The following is a 21,053-nucleotide window of genomic DNA, read 5'->3' as shown; positions in this document are numbered from 1 at the left end:
ATTGAACGTGAGCAAAAAATTGTCGTCGGCTAATAATCTGGCCAGTTTAAACAGTGGTCAAAGTGTTCATCATGACTTTATCAGTAACGCCATTCCCGACTGGCTGGTTCAGTCAGGGAGCAGAAGAGTTGGCGAACTTAAACAGAGTCCGAAAGTTATACCGTCGTGGTTAGAGGAAGCGTCATCGGTTGAACTGCTTGCACTCAATCTGGCATCGGTCTCCAGATCGAACGCTCAAGCGGCGGTGGATCGGATGTTTGAACGATTGCAGGATGTTTATGCCTTCGCGCAGCCGTTGCTGGTTAAGGCATTGAAAGATCAATACGGCGTGTCCGTCGATGTTCGTGAGACATTTGTCAGGCTGTATTCACCGGCGCACTTGTCCCCTTGGGTCATGAATGTAGCGGGCGGAATGAGTGTGCGTACCGTGTCCCTGCTGGATGCAGCGCTGCACAACTTTTCAGCCAATGAGGTTTTTCAGTCCGGCAGTGGCTTTATCAGCAAGCCGGATGAGCAAGGCCTGTTTGAAGTAAAAGTTTTGAATGCGCTGACGGTCGAACAGTTCAAAGAGTTATGTCGAACTCTGGATATAGGCCAGCGATATAAGGTTTATCTTCAAGACTATTTGCGGCCAACCGATGCCCTCCCTCGCCATTTTTTGCGAAGCCAGGTTATCGAAAGCCAGAAACATACTTTCAAAATGGCTGCCCATCTGGCGTTGATGAAGAAAGATATTTCAGCGGAGGTGTATCTGCACGCGCTGCACCTGTTCGGCGACAAACGAGGGCTGAAGCTTGATGGTTTGCCAGTTCGTTATTTCCACCTGACGATGCTCGATGTGCGCCTGACCGGCATTGTCCTGATGATGCCTGATCCAGAGGCACCCGTTGCCGGCGTGCGGCGGGTCATTGCCTACGTGCCGCACGATCCGCAACATCCATTGAAGGAATACCCTTCATCACAGGCATTTTTCGCTGAGCTGACGCGTCAACTCAGGGGAGATACCGACGCGGCACCGTCCACGCCCAACCGCTATCAGGTGTTTTTCAGCCAGTTCGTCGAACATGAGCAACGTGGGCGTTTTTTTGCCCAACTGCATGCGCAACTGTTTCCGATTCAGTATCACGGGCCTTCGCCACGACCCGACCAACCATCCTGGCGCGAAACACCCGCGCCAAACCCGCACCTGCGATTCGGTGCCATTGCCTTCGGTGATCAGACCGGCGAGCGTTTCAACGCTGACCTGTGGGGTTACCTGTTCCAGCAGCAAGTCAACAAGATGCTTAATGACGGACGTACATTGGCTGTTTCCACGGCGGATGCCGACAGCGCCGAGCGCTGGGCCTGGGTCGAAGATTTTGAGCAGATGTTTTTCGAGATCTTCAATGTTGCGCTGTTGGTCGTGACCCCTTTTGTGCCGTTTCTCGGGGAAATGATGCTGAGCTATATGGTCTATCAATTGCTCGGCGACGTCGTGGAGGGCGTGATAGATCTGGCCGCTGGCGACTACGTGCAAGCAGTAGAACACCTCCTCGGCGCAACCGAATCGATCATCGAGGCTGGTCTCTTTGCGGTCGGCGGCAGTTTTGCCAGGGAGGTCATTCGTCCCAAGCTGTCGGCGTTTCTCGAAAATGCCGCACCGGTCACGCTGGCGGACGGCAGCCAACGTCTGTGGGGGCGGAATCTTGAGCCCTACCTGCAACGTAATCTGCAACTGGCAGCAGAGGCCAGGCCCCAGGCGGACGGGTTACACCTGCATCAGGGCAAGTCGATCCTGCGCCTTGATGCGCGTCACTTCGAGATTCGGAAGGACAGGCAGAGCGGCCAACATCGGATTCAGCACCCCGGCCGTCCGCACGCCTACCAACCGGTGGTCAACAGCAATGGCGCAGGCGCTTTCGTCATCGAAGGCGAAAAACCATTCAATTGGGATGTCGATACGCTGATGCGCAGGCTCGGGTCTTCGGTGGAAGGCCTGTCCGATGATTTTGCGGCGATTCGTACTGTCAGTCAGGTAGAGCCCGGTGCACTGCGGCGCATGTACGCTGACCATGAGAGGGCGATCCCGTTGCTTAGCGATACGGTGACCCGATTCAGAATCGACCGCGACATCAAGACATTCATCGAACAACTGTCCAGTGCCAGCCCCGATCAGTACCTGAATGCCGATCCTGTCTGGCAGTTTCAACTGCTTGATGGCGTGTGGCCGGGCGAGCCGGTTGAGCTGATCGGGGCGCGCGGCGAGAGGCTAGGGTATCTGGGCGCCGTCAATGCGCGGCCCTTGCGCCTGTCGCTGGAACGTCTGATGGACGGCGATTGGCTGAAGACACTGGTGACACAACTGGATGACGCACAAATCCGAGCGTTGTTGGGCGATTCTTCCAGTGCACCGGTCTCCTCGCCCGAGGTGAGTACCCGACGTCTTCGCGTCGAGTTGGCACGGTTGGCCCGTCGGCGCCAATCGCGGTTGTTCGAGCAACGCTATAACCGCGAGGCTGGAAACATTTCTGCGCCGGCTCGGGTCATTCAAGATCAACTGCAGCCGTTGCCCGGCCCGGTGGCGCAGGCATTGGCGTCCCTGGCGACACCTGCGGAACTTGAGGCCCTCGACCAGGCAAAAATTCCCGAACGATTGCTGAATCTGGGGCGTTGGGCGCAGCAGGATGTGCGCATCAGCCGGGCCTATGAAGGATTGTTTCTGGAATCGGTAGAAAGTGCTGAAAGCGACACGCTGGTGTTGCACTCGTTGGCAAACCTGCCGGGCTGGAATCCCGACGTGAGCATTGAAGTGTGTCTTTACCGCTACGGTGGACGGCAGCTGGATCGCATCGGCTCCGCTACGGCATCCATTCAACGCACGATCGTTGTCGACGAACACGGCAGGTTCCAGGCGCATGATGCTTCAGGTCAGGCGTTGCATCCTTCCAGCGATTTCTACACGGCGATACTGCAAGCATTACCGGATGGCGAGCGCAATCGTCTGGGCATCCACATCGGTGAAATGTCGAAGTTGAAATCCGCGTTGCGTGAGCACCTCCTCAAACCTCATCGGCTGCTCAAGGTTCTCAACGACTTACCCGTCCTGCCGGTGCAGACATTCGATCCGTCGTTCATGCGTCTGCGTGGAGGCGGGGTGACCGACGCCGCTGAAGTCCCGGTATTGCAGGGCATCGCCGAAACGTTTTCTGACTTTGTCGCGGCAGCGTTTCATCCCAGCGTTGCCGAATTTGAGCAATACAACTATCTGCGCGGTTTGCAGTTGATGAACGAAACGTTGCCACTCGAATGCTGGAACAGCCTGGTGGAGGCTTTCATAAGCGCCAACGCTCAGGGATATGAAGCCAATCAGAGGGTGGTGCGCAGTATCGAAGTCCTGCCGGATTTGCAAAAACTGATGAGCGCAGACGCTTTTCAGCACTTGATCGGGCGACTGTTTACCGCCGATGGACTGGAACCGCTCACGAAGTCCGAATGCAATCTGGGGAGCATCGCGCGCAATCTACAGCAGACCGGACGGGATCAGGATTATCAAGCGCTCAGGCAGGCAGTGCTGGAAAACCCCGATCATCAGGTTGAACCTTGGGAGGAACTGCGGGAATACCATGAACTTCTCTCTTCTGGCGCTGAACCTGACTCCACGCCGAGCGAGGTGACGGCTCAAGTCATGGCCAATCTGCAGTCGGCGCAGCGTGCCATATTCAGGGCCAAAGAGTTACTGCCGCTCTCTGGCAATCAATTGCCAAGCATCTGGGAAAAGGGCGGTTCGGCGATTGCGAAGATCAAAGGGCTCAGACAGCTGGATCTTCAGTCGGGTGACTTCACTGCCCGCTGGACCAGTGCGGAAACCGCCAGAAAAGCCATCGCAATCAAGGGCGGTAATTGCTCGGAAAACTCCAAGGTCACGTTCTCGATTCTCGCGAGCCAGCCGAGGGCGTCGCGCATTCATATCGTCAAAGCGACCGCTTTCGATCATCAGTACGTGGTGATTGGTGACGACTTGAGCAATCTTGCCGAATTGGTGGTGGCCGACTCGTGGCCAGAATTTCCCGTCGCACACACGGCTGATAAAGGTTACTTCCGGTTCGAGCTGCCAGCACTGGAAACCCTGGAGCCTGGCCCTGCGGTTGCCGACTACGCGTTCATCGAGAGTGTCCCGCCGGGACCGGCGGCACTGCCGCAAGTTTCACAGGAGAACACCATCAGGCAAATCAAGATAAACAAGCTCCACCAGAGGGGTGCTTATGCTCAGTTCACCTCGGTGGCAGAGCTGGGTGCGCGCTACCATACGCCAGATGAAGTGCCGGTTTCTTTCGAACTGCTGCCCACGACAGTTATTGAAAAAAGGATTGAGGCTTATAGGGATTATCAGAAAGCGTTCGAGAAACCGGGGGCCGCAGGCACTGAATAGGCGCTGCGGTCAGGGATCTGGCGCGTGCGGCAAAGATCCGGAGCAGGGTGCGGAGGAAGGTGTAACAAGATTTGGCTACACTCCTGCAGAGGCCGCATCCATCGGTGCGGCGACAAGGAGAAAACTCCATGAAGATGTTGCGTGTGCCTTTGTTGATGATTGGTTTGCTCCTGTGTTCCCAGGGTTTCGCCGCCACGGCGCAGCAAAACAAAATGACCACCTGCAATGCCGATGCGACCGCCAAGAGTTTGAAAGGCGATGAGCGCAAAACCTTCATGAGCACTTGCCTCAAGGCAACGCCTGCGGCTAACGACGGCAAGCAACTGACCCCGCAGCAGCAAAAAATGACCACCTGTAACGCAGATGCGAAAACCAAAGCGCTGACCGGCGATGCGCGCAAGGCGTTTATGAGTGATTGCCTGAAGAAAAAATAAACACTTGAGTCTTGTGGTGAGCGGGCTGGCCTCTTCGCGAGCAAGCTCGCTCCCACAGGAGTGCGCATGCCAATGTGGGAGCGAGCTTGCTCGCGAAGGGGCCGGTCGTTACGCCGCCAATCTCAAACCCTGCATATCCCTAGTGCTCCCCCCGGAACGCTGGCAGACTGCCCATCCTTTTACGCCGTTCGTTTTGAGGCTGTATGCCAACGTTTTCTGAGCGTCATGTAGTGTTCTGGGTCAGTTGCATCATCATTTTCGGCGGTTTGCTGCTGGTGCTGCCGCTGCGCTTGTTGCCGAGCCTGCTCGCCGGCTTGTTGGTGTTCGAGCTGGTCAACATGCTCACCCCGCAACTGCAACGGTTGATTGAAGGTCGACGTGCGCGCTGGCTGGCGGTGGCGTTGCTGGGGACGTTGGTGGTCAGTGTGCTGGCGCTGCTCTTTGCCGGCGCGATCAGTTTCCTGTTGCACGAAGCGGAAAACCCGGGCGCCTCGCTCGATAAATTCATGGGCGTGGTGGATCGTGCGCGCGGGCAACTGCCGCCGTTCATCGACGCTTATCTGCCCGCCAGCGCCGGTGAATTCCGCGTGGCGATTGGCGAATGGCTGAGCAAGCATCTCTCCGAGCTGCAACTGGTCGGCAAGGATGCGGCGCACATGTTCGTGACGCTGCTGATCGGCATGGTGCTCGGCGCGATCATCGCCCTGCAGCGCGTGCCGGACGTCACCAAACGCAAACCGCTGGCGGCGGCGCTGTTCGACCGTCTGCACCTGCTGGTTCAAGCGTTTCGCAATATCGTTTTCGCGCAGATCAAAATTGCCTTGCTCAACACCTTCTTCACCGGGATCTTCCTCGCGGTGATCCTGCCGATGTTCGGCGTGAAACTGCCGTTGACCAAAACCCTGATCGTGCTGACCTTCTTGCTCGGTCTGCTGCCGGTAATCGGCAATCTGATATCCAACACGCTGATCACCATCGTCGGCCTGTCGCTGTCGATCTGGGTGGCGGTGGCGGCGTTGGGGTATCTGATCGTTATCCACAAACTTGAATACTTCCTGAATGCGCGCATTGTCGGCGGGCAGATCAGTGCCAAGTCGTGGGAGTTGCTGCTGGCGATGCTGGTGTTCGAGGCCGCGTTCGGCCTGCCGGGGGTAGTGGCAGGGCCGATTTATTACGCGTATTTGAAGAGTGAGTTGAAGCTGGGCGGGATGGTGTAACCACCCCGTGATCGTTCCCACGCTCTGCGTGGGAAAGCATCCCGTGACGCTCCGCGTCACAGCCTCAACAGCGGACGCAGAGCGTCCATGGCGGCGTTCCCACGCGGAGCGTGGGAACGATCATCAGTTCATGGCGCCATAGCGTTTCATCGCTTCAATCGCCAAACCACTGCCAATGCTGCCAAAGATATTCCCTTCAACATGCCGTGCATTCGGCAGCATTGCCGAGACGCTGTTGCGCAGCGCCGGAATCCCGCTCGAACCACCAGTGAAGAACACCGTATCGACCTGATCGACCGCCACTCCGGCATCGTTCAACAGCTGCGTAACACTGCCGCGTACCCGCTCCAGCAGCGCATCGATCGCCGATTCAAACAGCGCGCGGCTCAATTCCACGCTCAACCCGGCCTCGATCCGATCCAGCGGCACATGGCGGCTGTCGGTGTGGGTCAGCTGGATCTTGGTTTCTTCGACTTCCATCGCCAGCCAGTGGCCGGCGCGTTGTTCGATCAACTTGAACAGGCGATCGATACCGCCGGTGTCTTCGATGTCGTAACGCATGCTGCCCAGCGCCAGGCTGGATTTCTGCGAGTACACCGAGTTGATGGTGTGCCAGGTCGCCAGGTTCATGTGGTGGCTGGTCGGCATGTAGGCGCCGCTCTTCATGCGGCTGCCGTAGCCGAACAGCGGCATCAGGCCTTGCAGGCTCAGCTGTTTGTCGAAGTCGGTACCGCCGATGTGCACGCCACCAGTGGCGAGGATGTCGTCGTGACGGTTATCGAAACCGCGACGCTCGGGCGACAGGCGCACCAGCGAGAAGTCAGAGGTACCACCGCCGATGTCGACGATCAGCACCAGCTCTTCTTTTTCGATGGTCGACTCGTAGTCGAAGGCCGCAGCGATTGGTTCGTACTGGAACGACACTTCCTTGAAACCGATCTTTTTGGCTACGTCGACCAAAGTGTCTTCAGCTTCCTGGTCAGCCAGCGGATCGTCATCGACGAAGAACACCGGACGCCCGAGCACCACTTGCTCGAATTCCCGACCGGCGGCGGTTTCGGCGCGGCTCTTCAACTGGCCGATAAACAGGCCGAGCAAGTCCTTGAACGGCATCGCCGTGCCGAGAACGCTGGTGTCGTGCTTGATCAGCTTGGAACCGAGCAGGCTTTTCAACGAGCGCATCAGTCGGCCTTCATAGCCTTCCAGGTACTCGTGCAGCGCCAGACGACCGTAAACCGGGCGGCGTTCCTCGATGTTGAAGAAGACCACCGACGGCAGGGTGATCTTGTCGTCTTCCAGCGCGATCATCGTTTCCATGCCGGGGCGCAGCCAGCCGACGGTGGAGTTGGACGTGCCGAAGTCGATGCCGCAGGCACGGGCTGGAGAGGCGTCTTTCATGTCTTTCGGTTCCGGTCAAAAAAACGGCCGCGCAGTGTATGTCAGTGCGCGCCAGAATCGAAGGCCGGTCATCAGCTATTTCGCGACTAAACTGCCTTGAAACCTCAAGCTTCGCCCCAAACTTGCTGGCATGGGCCGGCAGAACCACCGGCGGTCACAAGAACCGCCGTCTACTGCCGATAAACTTCTGCAGCGCCACCCGGTCACAACTTTGAGATCGGTCAACCTGGCACGCGCGAATCGGCGCATGCTTGGCATCGGCGCGAAATCGATAACGGATGGTGATTCCTTCAATGGACTTCAAAGACTATTACAAGATCCTCGGCGTGGAGCCGACAGCAGACGACAAGGCAATCAAGGCGGCCTATCGCAAGCTGGCGCGCAAATACCACCCCGATGTCAGCAAGGAAAAAGACGCCGAAGAGAAATTCAAGGACGCGTCGGAAGCCTATGAAGCGCTGAAAAGCGCCGACAAACGTGCCGAGTACGACGAGCTGCGCCGTTATGGCCAGCACGGTCAGCCGTTCCAGGGGCCACCGGGCTGGCAGAGCCGTGGCGGCTTTGGTGGCGGCGGTCAGGACACCGGCGACTTCTCGGACTTTTTCAGTTCGATCTTCGGCAATCGCGGCCCCGGTTTCGGTGGCGGTGAAGGTCGGCAACAACGCAGTGCAGGGCGCCGAGGGCAAGACGTGGAAATGGAACTGCCGATCTTCCTCGAGGAGACGCTGTCGAACGAGTCGAAGAAAGTCACCTTCCAGGTGCCGCAATACAACGCCAACGGCCAGCACGTCAGCAACACCACGAAAAGCCTGAATGTTAAGATTCCGGCAGGTGTGACCGACGGCGAGCGCATCCGCCTCAAAGGCCAGGGCGCACCGGGTGCTGGTGGCGGGGCGAATGGCGATCTGTACCTGACCATTCGTTTTGCGCCGCACCCGAAATTCGATGTCGAAGGCGACAACCTGATCATCACGCTGCCGCTGGCACCGTGGGAGCTGGCGCTGGGCACCGAAGTGGCCGTACCGACCCTGACTGGCAAGATCAACCTCAAGGTGCCCGCCGGCAGTCAGAATGGCCAGCGCATGCGCGCCAAAGGACACGGTCTGAAGAACAAGGCTGGCGAACGCGGTTTCCTGTTTGTGCAGCTCAAAGCGGTGATGCCGAAAGCGTCCGATGACGAGGTCAAAGCGCTATGGCAGGAACTGGCGAACAAAGCCGCCTTCAATCCGCGAGAGAACTTCTAAATTCGACGACGGAGTAGCCCATCATGAGCAGCCCCCTGATCGTTCAACTGGACCTGGCAGAATTCTGTGAGGCGGCCGATCTGTCGGACGTCTACGTGATCGAAATCGTCGAGCACGGCATCCTCGAACCTCAGGGCGCGCAGCCCCGGGAATGGCGCTTCACCGACTACGAACTGGCCCTGGCCAAACGCGCCGCCAAGCTGCGGCGCGACCTGGAGCTGGAGTGGGAGGGCGTCGCGCTGGCGCTGGATCTGCTGGAAGAGGTTCGCGAATTGCGCGCCGAGAACCGCATGTTGCGGCAGCGGTTGGGGCGGCTTGTGGTCGAGTAATTCTGAAGGATGTGTATTGGCTGATCGGGCCTCTTCGCGAGCAAGCCTGCTCCCACATTTGAATGCATTCCCCTGTGGGAGCGGGCTTGCTCGCGAAGAACGATAACGCGGTATCGTTGATTAAACCCGCCTCGGCAACACCACGCTAAACCGCGTACCGTCAGCCTCACTCGAGCTGACTTCAATCGTCCCGCCATGGGCATTAACCACTTCCCTGACAATAAACAGGCCCAATCCGAGACTTGTCGAAGGCTGCCCCAGTTCTTCATCGGCGCTGCGCACCAGCGGATCGAAAATTGTCCCTAAGGCATCCTCCGGAATCGGCGTGCCGAAGTTATGCACCGACAGGCACACCGCGTCCGCCTCATCCTGCAAGGTCAGCGTTACCTGTTGCGTGTTCGATCCATGCTGCAGCGCATTGCCGATCAGGTTTTGCAGCAGTTGATCAATGCGCCCCGCGTCCCACACACCTCGCGTATCACCGTGAATGTCCAACACCGGCGAGCAATTCGGGTTGCCGGCACACGCCTCGGCAATCGCCGCCCGCGCCGCCTCGGCCAGATCCATCGGGGCCGGTTCGATCGGCAGTCCTTTACCTAGACGACTGCGCACCAGCTCCAGCAAATCACTGACCATCGCCGCCATGTGCCGGGCGCCGCGCTTGATGTTGTGGGCGCAGACCAGCGCATCGTCTTGCAGCGCCGCTTTGCGCAACAACAATTCGGTGGACATGCTCACCGCTTGCAGCGGCGCGCGCAGGTCGTGGCCGAGAATGGCCAGAAAGATGTCCCGCGAACGATTGACCTGTTCTGCGTAGGCCGCCGTCGATTCGGCCAATGCTTCATCGATGGCTTCATTGAAACGAATCATGTCCTGAAAGTAGGTCATGTCCGGCGCTTCGAGGCTGTCGACCCAACGGCGGATCACGCAGGCGCGCAAGTGGCGGAACTCCGAGGTCATCTGCACCAGATCAAAACCGACGGTGTGGCGCAATTCACCATGGCTGGCGCCGGCCTGATCGAGGCTTGGGGTTTTCTCCGGGCCGTCGCCCTTGGCTTTGGCAGCCTGTTCGTCGGGACTTTGCGGTTTGTTCATGTCGCGGGCGGCGGCCAGCAAAATGGCTTTGGCGTGGTCACGCAAGCCTTCGGCGTCCATGTACTCGGCAGCGGGCGTGATGGTGGCGGCGAACTGCTCCCACTCCGCGACGATGGGATCCACGTTGCACACGATGAACTCGGAAAGACGCATGAGCGGTTACCTGAGCATGAATCGATGGACGGCGATTCGAATATTAGCCCCTCTGGCGAGAATTACACCCCCGCTGATGCCCGGCTCCCGGGGTATTTTTTTGGGTGCGGTACATATGTATTTTCGGCTCTTCAATTACTGCGGGATTAAGGGGTTTTCAGCGTTTTGTTGAGCAGGATTTTGGTTTTTTGTTTTTTCCTGCCATCCGTAATCTGAGCTCAAGTTATTGGATGACGAGATGCTCGATATGGATATTGATACAAATAAAATGCCGCTAAACAGTGGCCCGCGCTCTGCTGCGGTCACCGCGCTTATACCTGCGGCGATCACGCAGGCCCCGGCCCATCGACTTGAATCGCTCAAGGCAAATTTGCACGTTGCACAACAGTTTCCGTCGTGGCCATCACACGGACGTCAGCGTTTGCAGCCGCTCATTCAAAGGCACTGGCAGCTTCAAGGCGAGGTCGATACCACACTGCAGCACCTCGAACAGAATATCGAAAACTTCGCCCGACCCTTGCTGACGCAGGCCCTCAAAAGCCAACTGAAAGTTGATCTGGACGTCGACACGGCGATGCTCAGGCTTTACGTCCCGGACAAAATCATCTTCGGCATCGACCGGGGCGCCACGCACTCGCGGCATTCATCGTTGCTGGCGGCGGCATTGCATAACTTCGAACTGACGGAGACTGAGCACGGCTACTTTCGCAACGGTTCCGGCCTATACGTTGCCGATGCTTCCGGCGCTCCGGTGCAGCACGACATTACCGTCGGTCAAATCGCGAGCCTCTGCCGTTCGCTGGACATCGGTGCGCAATATCGGCAGCACCTCAAGGCGTTGTTGCTCCCCGACGATGTGACCAAACAAGCGACGCTGAAAAGGCAGTCGATGGCGGTGGAGAAGTCCGCGCTCGAGGTGGCGGCAGCTATCGCCGGGATGAACACTGATCTGGGGGTTCACGCTCAGTCCGCTATCAGTGATGTGATCAGCGGGCGAACAGCGATCAGCTTTCACGGTCGCCCATTACAGGCCCATCGATTGCGAATAATGGGTCTTGAACTCTCCGGTATCGTGTTGTTCAGTGCCGTTGCAGAAAAAAACGAGATCGAGAAGTTTCTGCTGGGGCTTGTCTCGCCAGAACTTCAGTTCCTGTTTGACTGGTCGCGACGTATCCCAGGTCTCAACGACAATCTGTATGAAAAATACAAGGTGCTCAGTGACGTCTTCGCTAATGGACCAGGCGCTGTCACTGACGAAATGTCTCGGCGTAATGACTTCTACGATCAAAGTATTCTGAATGGGCCGTTGGTTGCATACATCCCGGATGATCCGCTGCACCCGTTGAAAGAATACCCATCGCTTACCGCGTTCATGAAAGCCTTGGCCACACAGTTGCTGGAAAAAAACTATCAAGCGTTTTTCAGTCGGTTTGTGGCACAAAGGGACAAGCCGAAATTCTTCAAACGGGTCGACGAGCGTCTCAAGGAAATCACCTGGCATCAGCGCGAACCCCTTGATATGGGCCCATGGTGGCGGGAAACACCGATTGAAAATCCCCATGCAGAACCAATCACCGTGCCGATCCAGGGTGATCTCTGGGAACACCTTTACCTGCACAAGCGCGACAAGGCGTTCAGCGATGCACGACTGATTGCCGTGCCCACTGACGATGAAAATGCCAAAAGCCGCTGGAACCGCCTGATCAGTTATTTGAATGTTGGCTGGAACGTCTTCAATTTTGCCGTGATGCTGGTGCCTGGCGTTGGCGAGGTGATGCTGGGTGTGATGGTCGCCCAATTGCTCGCGGAGTTCGCCGAGGGCATCGAGGACTGGAGTCACGGTGACAAGGAAGAGGCGTGCGCGCACATCAACAGCGTGATCCTCAACTTTACGCAACTGGCTTTGATGAGTGTGGGACACCTTCTACCCAAAGGCGCTACAGCGATTACCCCTTCACCCTTTATCGACAAGCTCAAAGAGGTGACCCTGGCGGATGGCCGCACGAAAATGTGGAATCCCGATCTCAGGCCCTATGAGCACGCAATCGATCTGCCTGCCGGCGCATGGACTGATGAATCCGGTTTGTACACGCACCAGGGCAAAAAAGTGCTGCACCTTGAAGGTAAGCAGTACGTGCTGAAAGAGGATCCGCTCAACGGCCAGTTCCGCATGCAACACCCGACTCGAGTTGACGCTTATACACCGCAGATCGAGCACAACCGGGCGGGCGCCTGGAAGAGCGAAGCCGAACGACCGATCGAGTGGGAAAAGACGCAGCTCTTGCGCCGCCTTAATCCGTTGGCCGCGACGTTCAGCGAGCCTGCATTGCAGCAGGTGCTCAGTGTCAGCGGCGTCGAAGAGGGGGTGCTGCGTCGTCTGCATGTTGAACACGAACTGCCGCCGCCGCCGCTGTTGACCGACACCCTTAATCGTTTCGATCTCTATGCCGCCGTCAGTCGTTTTGGCGAGCAGATCCGTGAAGGTCGCCTCAGCGATCATCTGAGCGGTTATCTACCGGGGCTGATGACTGAGCTGCCGCACTGGCCGGAATCCAAAGCCATTACCTTGAAAGACCCGCTACCGACCGGGAGAGCGTCAGTCACTTATGGCAACTCCAGCGCCACACCCGCCGACACTCTGACGGTCACGCAGGTCGACATTCAAACTGGCCAGTTCGAAAGCCGGGTGCTGGCGTTCCTGCAGGAGCCGGACATTGAAGCGTTGCTTGGCCACGCCATCTCCACCGACAAAACCGTGCGCATTCAAGCATTGCGTGAAGCGTTGGCGTTGCGTGCTGTCAAGCGCGCTCCGCGGGTGTTCGAATCGCAGTACAGAACCTCGGACATTTCCGCCGATATTCGCGTGCGCAGGTTGCAAAGCGACTACCCGGATTTGCCGTGCAGCGTACTCGAACAAATACTCAAGGACGCGGATCCGCAGAGCGTGCGGGTGTTCGAGGAGCGCGGGCAGGTTGTCCTCAAACTGCGCCAGCAATTGCGTGAGGCAGGCGTCAAGGTTCGTCTGAATCGAGCCTTCGAGGGGCTTTACCTTGAGCAACTGGCCAACGCCGATAGCCGCCGACTGGCATTGAGCTCGCTGGAAAAACTGCCGGGCTGGTCGCCCCAGGTACGTATCGAAATCCGCGACGGCTCTTTCACCGGGCTGTTAGAGGCCAGTGTCGGTGCGCCGGACGCGCCGATCCGCAAAGTGCTGGTGGGTGATGAGAATGGGCTTTACAGCGCTCGCGATCAGCAGGGTCTGCATTTGCACGGCGCTGAAGATCTTTACAGTGCAGTGCTGCATGCCTTGCCCGATGAGCAGCGGCAGGCCTTGGGGTTCGAAATTTTCCAGGGAGACCTGCTCAAACAGACCCTCCAGCGTTCACCTCTGAGTCATGAGGTGTTCGAAAACGTCCTGTCGGAACACCCGATCCGTAAACCTGCCTACGACCCGGAGACGTTGCGCCTGCGTGGTGGCATGCAGGGCTACCCGTTGCGCCCCAAAAACTGGTCGGCCCTCAAACGTCGAGTCGGTTCGCTGTATCCCGCGTTCACCGAGGCCGAGGTGGAGACGATGCTCAAAGGCTTTGGCGAAAATGTGATGGAAGAGCGCGTAGCGGCGCTGGAGCGCGAGTTCAGCACGTTCAACCTGGTTTTTCAGCGCTGGTTGAATGACATGAGTCTGTCCTACCGTTTCAGTATTGAAGGCGTGGCGGAATGGACGTCGCGAAACAGGGTGTATCAAATTCTCCGTCAATGCTGGCAGCGTACCGGTCCTGAGGGGCCGCCGGCACCGGGGGTAATGCGGGCGCAGAGACTTGTTCTCAACGGCCTGCCGATGGATCGTCATCTGCAAAATATGCCCCGGCTCAGCGGCAGTTTTGACCATGTCACCTCCTTGAGTCTGCACAACGGTCGGATACTCAGTGACCAGCAACATTTTCTGGGTGGTTTTCGCCAGTTGCGCGAACTCGACTTATGGAAAAACCGCTTGAGCGATTTCCCGCAGGTCATCAGCGAGATGCCGTATCTGCGTGTGCTGACGCTCTCGGATAATCAGATCTCGTTGACCGCTGAAAGCGCTGCACGGTTGCGTGCGATGAACCGGCTGCAAGTGCTGAAACTGGACGGTAATCCACTCGGGCAAGTGCCGGACATCAGCCAGATGCCAGCCTTGCTGATACTGAAGCTGGACAGTACCGGGATCGATACATGGCCGGTCGGTCTGTTTGCCAGGCAACGTCCGCGCAATCTGTATCTGGACCTGCGCTTCAATCAGCTCAGCGAGCTTCCGGACGTTGCGCCAGGATCGGCGTCCGCCGAACTGATCGCGCGCACCAATGTAAGCCGTGACCCCTTCCATTTGTCTGCTGAGAACCTGGAGAAACTCAAGCAATACATCGAATCCGTCGGCCTCGATCCGGATCGTCCGTATCCGCCACGAGGCACCATCGACAGCTCGGTTTGGGACGAGGGCATCAGTGAGGCCGAGTGGAATGCGCGACAACCGTTCTGGGATGAAGTGGAAGATGAGTTCGGTTCCGAGCCATTCTTTAGTGAATTGCGCAAACTGACCGCGTCTGCGGATTTTCGAGCCGCTAATCCGGGTTACAGAATTGACCTCACCGCCAAGGTCTGGCGAATGATTTTCGCTATGTACGAGAACACGGCGCTGCGCGAGAAGATTTTTGCCGAAGCGGTTGCGTCCACGACCTGTGCGGATGCCGGCGCACAGTTCTTTAATGCCATGGGCGTCGAGGTGCTGATTCACGAAGCGTATGGCTTGATCAATACCGATCTGGTGGAAGGTGAACTGGTAGCCCTGGCCCGTGGCAAATCACGACTGGACGAATTGGGGCAGATCGCCCGGCAGCGCGTGGCAGATCGCTTGCAAGCCGGGGAGACGTTCCGTCGTGAGACCGCAGACGGTGTCACCGGAACTATCGATGAAGTGGAGGTTCACCTGGCCTATATGACCGATCTGGCGGAACGACTGGATTTACCGTGGCAATCACGCGGAATGTTGTTCCGAAAAATCGCCGGGGTCACTGAGCAGATGATCGAGGACGCTTATCAGCGAGTGATCGCCTTGGAGGAAGGTGAACTGCTGGCGCCACGGATTCTTGAACAGCCCTTGTGGCAGCGCTTCCTCAAGCGTACTTATCGCAAAGAGTTCGATGAACTGCTGCTGTCGCTCAAGGATGAGGACGATATGGCGCAATTTGAAGCGTTGCAAACGCTGGAGAAAACCCTGACGCAAAAAGCGATAGATCGGGCGAAGCTGCAGACGGTTTATCCGCCGTTCACGGTGAAACCGTAAACAGGCCTGGAGGCGCGATAACGCCTCCAGGCTTTTTTTGCTGCTGTGGCTTAAAACAGAAAGTAACGCTGCGCCATCGGCAGCGTTTCCGCCGGTTCACACCATAGCAATACGCCGTCGGCCTTGACCTGATACGTCTGCGGGTCGACGTCAATGCTCGGTAGGTAATCGTTGTGGATCAGATCGGTTTTCTGCACATCGCGACAACCTTTGACCACGGCGATTTTTTTCTTCAAACCCAGCGCTTCGGGCAACCCGGCGTCGTGTGCAGCCTGGCTGATGAAGGTCAGGCTGGTGGCATGCAGCGAGCCACCGTAACTGGCAAACATCGGGCGGTAATGCACCGGTTGCGGCGTCGGAATCGAAGCGTTGGCGTCGCCCATCAAACTGGCGGCAATCGCACCACCCTTGAGAATCAACGTTGGTTTCACGCCGAAAAACGCCGGACGCCAGAGCACCAGGTCGGCCCATTTGCCGACTTCAATCGAGCCGACTTCGTGGCTGATGCCATGGGTGATCGCCGGGTTGATCGTGTACTTGGCGATGTAGCGTTTGGCGCGGAAGTTATCGTTGCCTGCGCCGTCCTGCGGCAGTGGGCCGCGCTGTTTTTTCATTTTGTCGGCGGTCTGCCAGGTGCGCGTGATGACTTCGCCGACGCGGCCCATGGCTTGACTGTCGGAGCTGATCATCGAGAACGCGCCGAGGTCATGAAGGATGTCTTCGGCGGCAATCGTTTCGCGACGGATGCGGCTTTCGGCGAACGCGACGTCTTCGGCAATGCTTGGGTCGAGGTGGTGGCAGACCATCAACATGTCGAGGTGTTCGTCGATGGTGTTGCGGGTGAACGGTCGCGTCGGGTTGGTCGAGCTCGGCAGCACGTTGGGGAAGCCGCAGGCCTTGATGATGTCCGGCGCGTGACCGCCACCGGCACCTTCGGTGTGGTAGGTGTGGATGGTGCGACCCTTGAATGCGCCAAGGGTGGTTTCGACGAAACCGGATTCGTTGAGGGTGTCGGTGTGGATCGCCACCTGCACGTCGAATTGATCGGCAACGGTCAGGCAGTTATCGATGCTCGCCGGCGTGGTGCCCCAGTCTTCGTGCAGCTTGAGGCCGATGGCGCCGGCCTTGACCTGCTCGATCAGCGGTTCCGGCAGGCTGGCGTTGCCCTTGCCGGTGAGGCCGATGTTCATCGGGAAGGCGTCGGCGGCCTGAAGCATGCGCGCCAGGTGCCAAGGGCCCGACGTGCACGTTGTGGCGTTGGTGCCCGTGGCCGGGCCGGTGCCGCCGCCGATCATGGTGGTGACGCCGCTCATCAGCGCTTCTTCGATCTGCTGTGGGCAGATGAAGTGGATGTGCGTGTCGATGCCACCGGCGGTGAGGATCATGCCTTCACCGGCGATGACTTCGGTGCCGGCGCCGATGGCGATGGTCACGTTAGGCTGCACGTCCGGGTTACCGGCCTTGCCGATGGCGGCGATGCGACCGTCCTTGAGGCCGACGTCGGCTTTGACGATGCCCCAGTGGTCGATGATCAGCGCGTTGGTGATCAGCGTGTCGACCACTTCGGCGGCCAGCAATTGGCTCTGGCCCTGGCCGTCGCGGATGACTTTGCCGCCACCGAATTTCACTTCTTCGCCGTAGGTGGTGAAGTCTTTTTCGACCTCGATCCACAGCTCGGTGTCGGCCAGGCGCACCTTGTCGCCGACGGTGGGGCCGAACATGTCGGCGTAGGCTTGACGGGAAATCTTCATGCGGCGTCCTTCAGGAAAATAGTGGTGAGCCATAGACCCTCACCCTAGCCCTCTCCCAGAGGGAGAGGGGACTGTTCGCGGTGGGTCGGCTATCGGTGATCAGCTCCGGCGGGGGGACTGTTCGCGGTGGGTCGGCTATCGGTGATCGGCTCCCTCTCCCTCGGGAGAGGGCCGGGGTGAGGGGCAGCGGTGCACGCAGATGTCAGAGATCACCCATGACTCTTCCGGCGAACCCAAACACCCGCCGATGCCCGGCGTAATCCACCAACTCAACCTCACGACTCTGCCCCGGCTCAAAACGCACCGCCGTCCCCGCCGGAATATTCAGGCGCATGCCACGGCTGGCTGCGCGGTCAAACGCCAGCGCGTCGTTGGTTTCAAAAAAGTGATAGTGCGACCCCACCTGAATCGGCCGGTCGCCGCTGTTGGCGACTTTCAGGCTGATAGTGCGGCGATCGACGTTGAGTTCGATGTCGCCGGGCTGGATCTGGTACTCGCCAGGAATCATCACTGGGCTCCTTGCAGAATCTTGTAATAGAGGGCGGTCGGCCGATAGGTGCCGTTCGGGTCGCAGGCGTAATCGGGGATGGCACCCGCGCGGGTGTAACCCAATGCCTGATAGAAATTTTCGGCGGGCGAGCCCGCTTCGGTGTCGAGGTAGAGCATGCCGCGCTTGTGCTTCGGCGCTTCGAGTTCCAGCGCGCTCATCAATTGCTGACCGAGGCCGCGACGCCGCGCGTCTTCGCGCACCAGCAGTTTCTGCACCTCGGCGCGGTTCAAACCGTTGGCCTTCTGACACAGACCCAACTGCACACTGGCCAGCACTTCTTCGTCTTTGACCACCACCCAGAGCAGCACGCTGCCCTTGTTGACGTTGTCCTGAACCTCATCGAAATATGCGCGCGCCTGCACCGCATCAAGGTCGGCCATGAAACCGACGCTGGCGCCATAACCCACTGCGTCGAGCAGCAAATCGATCAGGCCCTGACGGTAGTGGGCAAAACTTTCAGCATTGACGCGGCGCAGTTGGGCGGCGTTCATCGGTGTCACTCCTTGATGGTTTCAGGCGGCTCCGCGCCAGGATTGAGGGTCAGTTGCATGAATGTCAGGTCGAGCCAGCGGCCGAACTTGGTGCCGACTTGCGGCATCTGCCCGGTGGTGATGAAACCGGCGCGCTCGTGCAGACGAATCGAGGCGGCGTTGCCGCTTTCAATGGCGGCGACCATTACGTGCTTGTCGCAGGTCTTCGCCCGTTCGATCAGCACAGTCATCAGTTGCGGGCCGAGGCCGTTGCCGCGTTGGTCGCTGCGCACATACACCGAGTGCTCGACGGTGTGGCGGAACCCGTCGAACGGCCGCCAGTCACCGAACGAAGCGTAGCCGAGCACAGTGTTGTCGCCGTCGACGATCACCAGAATCGGATAGGCCTGTGCCTGACGCGCGCTGAACCACGCCTGGCGGTTGCCGAGGTCGACGGCTTGTTCATTCCAGATCGCCGTGGTGTTGAGCACGGCGTCGTTGTAGATGTCGCGGATCGCCGGCAGATCGGCGTGAACGGCGTCGCGAATGGAGTAAGTCATGGCGCGGCCTCAGACGATTGGTTGGTGGACGGTGACCAGTTTGGTGCCGTCGGGGAACGTCGCTTCGACCTGAATCTCCGGGATCATTTCCGGGATGCCTTCCATCACTTGTTCGCGGCTGAGCAGGGTAGTGCCGAAGTGCATCAACTCGGCGACGGTCCGACCGTCACGCGCGCCTTCGAGCAGCGCAGCGGAGATGTAGGCCATGGCTTCCGGGTAATTGAGTTTCACGCCGCGCGCCAAACGCCGCTCGGCGACGAGGCCGGCGGTGAAGATCAGCAGCTTGTCTTTTTCGCGTGGGGTCAGGTCCATTGTGGGGTTCCATCAGGGCAGATTGAAAAATGTGCACAAATCCCCTGTGGGAGCGGGCTTGCTCGCGAAAGCGGTAGGTCAGCCAGCATCTGTGTGAATGACACACCGCCTTCGCGAGCAAGCCCGCTCCCACAGTTGGAATGCATTTCAGGTGTTCCAGATTCGGGGTGGCTGGGCTTCGCGGTTCAGCAGTACCGGGCGTAGCAAGCGCCATAAATCGATCAGCCACGCACGAGCGAGCAATGCTTCGTTAGCCAGACACCGGGCCACCAACAGCCCCGGCAATTGCGTCAAATCCCCGCGCACGTCATGCCCCAGCGAACGACAACGCTCCAGCAATTCAGCATCAATCTCACCGGTGACCAACAACGTCGCAAACACCGGATGACCATCCAGCCCGATCGGCGAATCAAGCAAACCGTCGTCACCGACAATGCGCTGGCGTTCATGCCAGAGCAATCGGCCGTCGCGGCGGATATCCAGATGCGCCTGAAAATGCCCGCGATCAAAACGCTCGCCACTGGCCGGACGCCCCAACGCCACCACGTCCCAATAAAACAACCGCGCGTCACCTTCAAGATCAATCGAAGTGCTCAGTTCAGCCTGGGCGGCGCTGTAGACGATGGTTTCCTGCGGCAGCCATTCCAGCGTCGCGCCGGCCGCCACTTTAAAGTCGAGTTTCTGATAAGCCGGGCCACCGGCGCGATACCACTTGGCCGCGCCGGGGCTGGTGATCTGCGCCCAGGCCTGTTGCTCGACGCGCACGCTGATGTCGAGGCGATCACCGCCAGCAATCCCGCCGGGCGGGTGGACGATGATGTGCTGGCAGACCTCGGGGCCTTCGGCGTACAGGTGCTTTTGCACCCGCAGCGGGCCGAGGTGCCGGCGCTGAACCGGACGTGTGCAATCGCCGAAACGCGCGTAAGCGAGTTCCAGCTCGGCGTGCCAGCTCGGGGTAAACAGGGCAGGTGAAACAGTCGAATTCATGGTTTGTAATTATCGTTAGGAAGCTACAGATTAGATCGTTGCCTTAGATCGTGACCAGCCCGCGCACGCCTTCGGCCTCCATATTTTCACCGCGACCCTGTTGCACGATCTCGCCCCGGGACATCACCAGGTATTGATCGGCCAGCTCCGCCGCGAAGTCGTAGAACTGCTCGACCAGCAAAATCGCCATGTCGCCGCGCGCCGCGAGTTTCTTGATCACCGCGCCGATCTCCTTGATCACCGAGGGTTGAATGCCTTCGGTGGGCTCATCGAGGATCAATAAACGCGGACGGCTGGCCAATGCGCGACCAATCGCCAATTGCTGTTGCTGACCGCCGGAGAGGTCACCGCCGCGCCGCTGCTTCATTTGTAGCAGCACCGGGAACAATTCATAAATGAAACTTGGCACTTCTTTGGCTTCACTGCCGGGAAACCGCGACAGGCCCATCAACAGATTTTCCTCAACGGTCAGGCGGCCGAAGATTTCCCGACCTTGCGGCACGTAAGCGATTCCGGCGTGAACGCGTTGATGCGGCTTGAACGTGGTGATCGGTTTGCCTTCCCAGTTCACTGCGCCTTCTTTGGCGGGCAGCAGGCCCATCAGGCATTTGAGCAGGGTGGTTTTGCCGACGCCGTTGCGCCCGAGCAGACAGGTGACTTCGCCGACTTTCACGTCGAACGAGAGGCCACGGAGGATGTGGCTACCGCCGTAGTACTGGTGCAGCTTGTCGACTTGCAGCATGTCCAAAATCTCCTCAAATCCCCCTGTGGGAGCGGGCTTGCTCGCGAATGCGGTGGATCAGTCCCATCAACTTCGAATGACAC

At 58.7% G+C, this 21,053-nt stretch carries 15 protein-coding genes; 6 read left to right on the top strand and 9 right to left on the bottom strand.

Going from position 1 to position 21,053, the window contains the following annotated elements:
- The first annotated feature begins 7 nt into the window (after positions 1–7).
- From GVL50_RS23475 to GVL50_RS23465, 3 genes are all read left to right on the top strand, one after another.
- Entirely contained in the window at positions 8–4,408 is a 4,401-nt protein-coding gene (locus GVL50_RS23475) for a dermonecrotic toxin domain-containing protein (RefSeq protein ID WP_159815234.1), read from the top strand.
- A gap of 128 nt (positions 4,409–4,536) precedes the next feature.
- Positions 4,537–4,842, top strand: coding sequence for a PsiF family protein (locus tag GVL50_RS23470; RefSeq protein ID WP_053116829.1), 306 nt, complete (start codon positions 4,537–4,539; stop codon positions 4,840–4,842).
- 203 nt (positions 4,843–5,045) lie between these two features.
- On the top strand, positions 5,046–6,059 hold the full coding sequence (locus GVL50_RS23465; RefSeq protein ID WP_008084262.1) for an AI-2E family transporter: 1,014 nt from the start codon (positions 5,046–5,048) through the stop codon (positions 6,057–6,059).
- Between the two features lie 123 nt (positions 6,060–6,182).
- On the opposite strand, the gene GVL50_RS23460 is transcribed toward GVL50_RS23465, so the two are convergent.
- A complete protein-coding gene (locus GVL50_RS23460; RefSeq protein WP_159815233.1) occupies positions 6,183–7,457 on the bottom strand; it encodes an Hsp70 family protein in 1,275 nt (424 codons plus the stop codon).
- Positions 7,458–7,750: 293 nt separating this feature from the next.
- Between GVL50_RS23460 and GVL50_RS23455 the strand changes: the two genes are divergently transcribed.
- Both GVL50_RS23455 and GVL50_RS23450 read left to right on the top strand, forming a co-directional pair.
- Positions 7,751–8,701 carry a DnaJ C-terminal domain-containing protein gene (locus tag GVL50_RS23455; RefSeq protein ID WP_053116833.1) on the top strand — a complete coding sequence of 317 codons (951 nt, stop codon included), beginning with the start codon at positions 7,751–7,753 and terminating at the stop codon, positions 8,699–8,701.
- Between the two features lie 23 nt (positions 8,702–8,724).
- Positions 8,725–9,030, top strand: a complete 306-nt coding sequence (locus tag GVL50_RS23450) for a chaperone modulator CbpM (RefSeq protein ID WP_016984795.1) — start codon at positions 8,725–8,727, stop codon at positions 9,028–9,030.
- A gap of 120 nt (positions 9,031–9,150) precedes the next feature.
- Here GVL50_RS23450 and GVL50_RS23445 read toward each other — a convergent pair whose 3' ends face one another.
- Positions 9,151–10,278 (bottom strand): sensor histidine kinase KdpD, encoded by a 1,128-nt coding sequence (locus GVL50_RS23445; RefSeq protein ID WP_159815232.1) that lies wholly within the window; start codon positions 10,276–10,278, stop codon positions 9,151–9,153.
- 421 nt (positions 10,279–10,699) lie between these two features.
- Here GVL50_RS23445 and GVL50_RS23440 point away from each other — a divergent pair, with 421 nt between their 5' ends.
- Complete coding sequence (locus GVL50_RS23440) at positions 10,700–15,598, top strand: NEL-type E3 ubiquitin ligase domain-containing protein (RefSeq protein ID WP_256671945.1); 4,899 nt, start codon at positions 10,700–10,702, stop codon at positions 15,596–15,598.
- A 50-nt stretch (positions 15,599–15,648) separates the two neighbouring features.
- Here GVL50_RS23440 and ureC read toward each other — a convergent pair whose 3' ends face one another.
- The 7 genes from ureC to urtE all read right to left on the bottom strand — a co-directional run bounded on the left by ureC (position 15,649) and on the right by urtE (position 20,970).
- On the bottom strand, positions 15,649–17,349 hold the full coding sequence (gene ureC / locus GVL50_RS23435) for an urease subunit alpha (RefSeq protein ID WP_159815230.1): 1,701 nt from the start codon (positions 17,347–17,349) through the stop codon (positions 15,649–15,651).
- A 202-nt stretch (positions 17,350–17,551) separates the two neighbouring features.
- Entirely contained in the window at positions 17,552–17,857 is a 306-nt protein-coding gene (locus tag GVL50_RS23430) for an urease subunit beta (protein WP_159815229.1), read from the bottom strand.
- Positions 17,857–18,390: a GNAT family N-acetyltransferase gene (locus tag GVL50_RS23425; protein ID WP_053116839.1), complete on the bottom strand. Its 534-nt coding sequence runs from the start codon at positions 18,388–18,390 to the stop codon at positions 17,857–17,859. The genes GVL50_RS23430 and GVL50_RS23425 overlap by 1 nt, the downstream gene beginning before the upstream one ends.
- A 5-nt stretch (positions 18,391–18,395) precedes the next feature.
- Complete coding sequence (locus tag GVL50_RS23420; protein ID WP_159815228.1) at positions 18,396–18,929, bottom strand: GNAT family N-acetyltransferase; 534 nt, start codon at positions 18,927–18,929, stop codon at positions 18,396–18,398.
- 9 nt (positions 18,930–18,938) lie between these two features.
- Positions 18,939–19,241 carry an urease subunit gamma gene (gene ureA, locus GVL50_RS23415; RefSeq protein ID WP_008085431.1) on the bottom strand — a complete coding sequence of 101 codons (303 nt, stop codon included), beginning with the start codon at positions 19,239–19,241 and terminating at the stop codon, positions 18,939–18,941.
- 147 nt (positions 19,242–19,388) lie between these two features.
- Positions 19,389–20,228 (bottom strand): urease accessory protein UreD, encoded by an 840-nt coding sequence (locus tag GVL50_RS23410; protein ID WP_159815227.1) that lies wholly within the window; start codon positions 20,226–20,228, stop codon positions 19,389–19,391.
- Between the two features lie 43 nt (positions 20,229–20,271).
- On the bottom strand, positions 20,272–20,970 hold the full coding sequence (urtE, locus tag GVL50_RS23405) for an urea ABC transporter ATP-binding subunit UrtE (protein WP_053116875.1): 699 nt from the start codon (positions 20,968–20,970) through the stop codon (positions 20,272–20,274).
- Positions 20,971–21,053 lie beyond the last annotated feature (83 nt).

It is taken from the genome of Pseudomonas sp. 18058 (assembly GCF_902706155.1).
Taxonomy (GTDB): domain Bacteria; phylum Pseudomonadota; class Gammaproteobacteria; order Pseudomonadales; family Pseudomonadaceae; genus Aquipseudomonas; species Aquipseudomonas rustica.
This window is presented reverse-complemented; position numbering and strand designations above follow the sequence as displayed.

Coding starts and splice junctions, on each gene's coding strand:
- GVL50_RS23455 (WP_053116833.1), top strand. CDS start 7,751: ATGGACTTCAAAGACTATTACAAGATCCTCGGCGTGGAGCCGACAGCA.
- GVL50_RS23425 (WP_053116839.1), bottom strand. CDS start 18,390: ATGAACGCCGCCCAACTGCGCCGCGTCAATGCTGAAAGTTTTGCCCAC.
- urtE (WP_053116875.1), bottom strand. CDS start 20,970: ATGCTGCAAGTCGACAAGCTGCACCAGTACTACGGCGGTAGCCACATC.
- GVL50_RS23445 (WP_159815232.1), bottom strand. CDS start 10,278: ATGCGTCTTTCCGAGTTCATCGTGTGCAACGTGGATCCCATCGTCGCG.
- GVL50_RS23410 (WP_159815227.1), bottom strand. CDS start 20,228: ATGAATTCGACTGTTTCACCTGCCCTGTTTACCCCGAGCTGGCACGCC.
- GVL50_RS23470 (WP_053116829.1), top strand. CDS start 4,537: ATGAAGATGTTGCGTGTGCCTTTGTTGATGATTGGTTTGCTCCTGTGT.
- GVL50_RS23430 (WP_159815229.1), bottom strand. CDS start 17,857: ATGATTCCTGGCGAGTACCAGATCCAGCCCGGCGACATCGAACTCAAC.
- GVL50_RS23450 (WP_016984795.1), top strand. CDS start 8,725: ATGAGCAGCCCCCTGATCGTTCAACTGGACCTGGCAGAATTCTGTGAG.
- ureC (WP_159815230.1), bottom strand. CDS start 17,349: ATGAAGATTTCCCGTCAAGCCTACGCCGACATGTTCGGCCCCACCGTC.
- GVL50_RS23460 (WP_159815233.1), bottom strand. CDS start 7,457: ATGAAAGACGCCTCTCCAGCCCGTGCCTGCGGCATCGACTTCGGCACG.
- GVL50_RS23420 (WP_159815228.1), bottom strand. CDS start 18,929: ATGACTTACTCCATTCGCGACGCCGTTCACGCCGATCTGCCGGCGATC.
- GVL50_RS23465 (WP_008084262.1), top strand. CDS start 5,046: ATGCCAACGTTTTCTGAGCGTCATGTAGTGTTCTGGGTCAGTTGCATC.
- ureA (WP_008085431.1), bottom strand. CDS start 19,241: ATGGACCTGACCCCACGCGAAAAAGACAAGCTGCTGATCTTCACCGCC.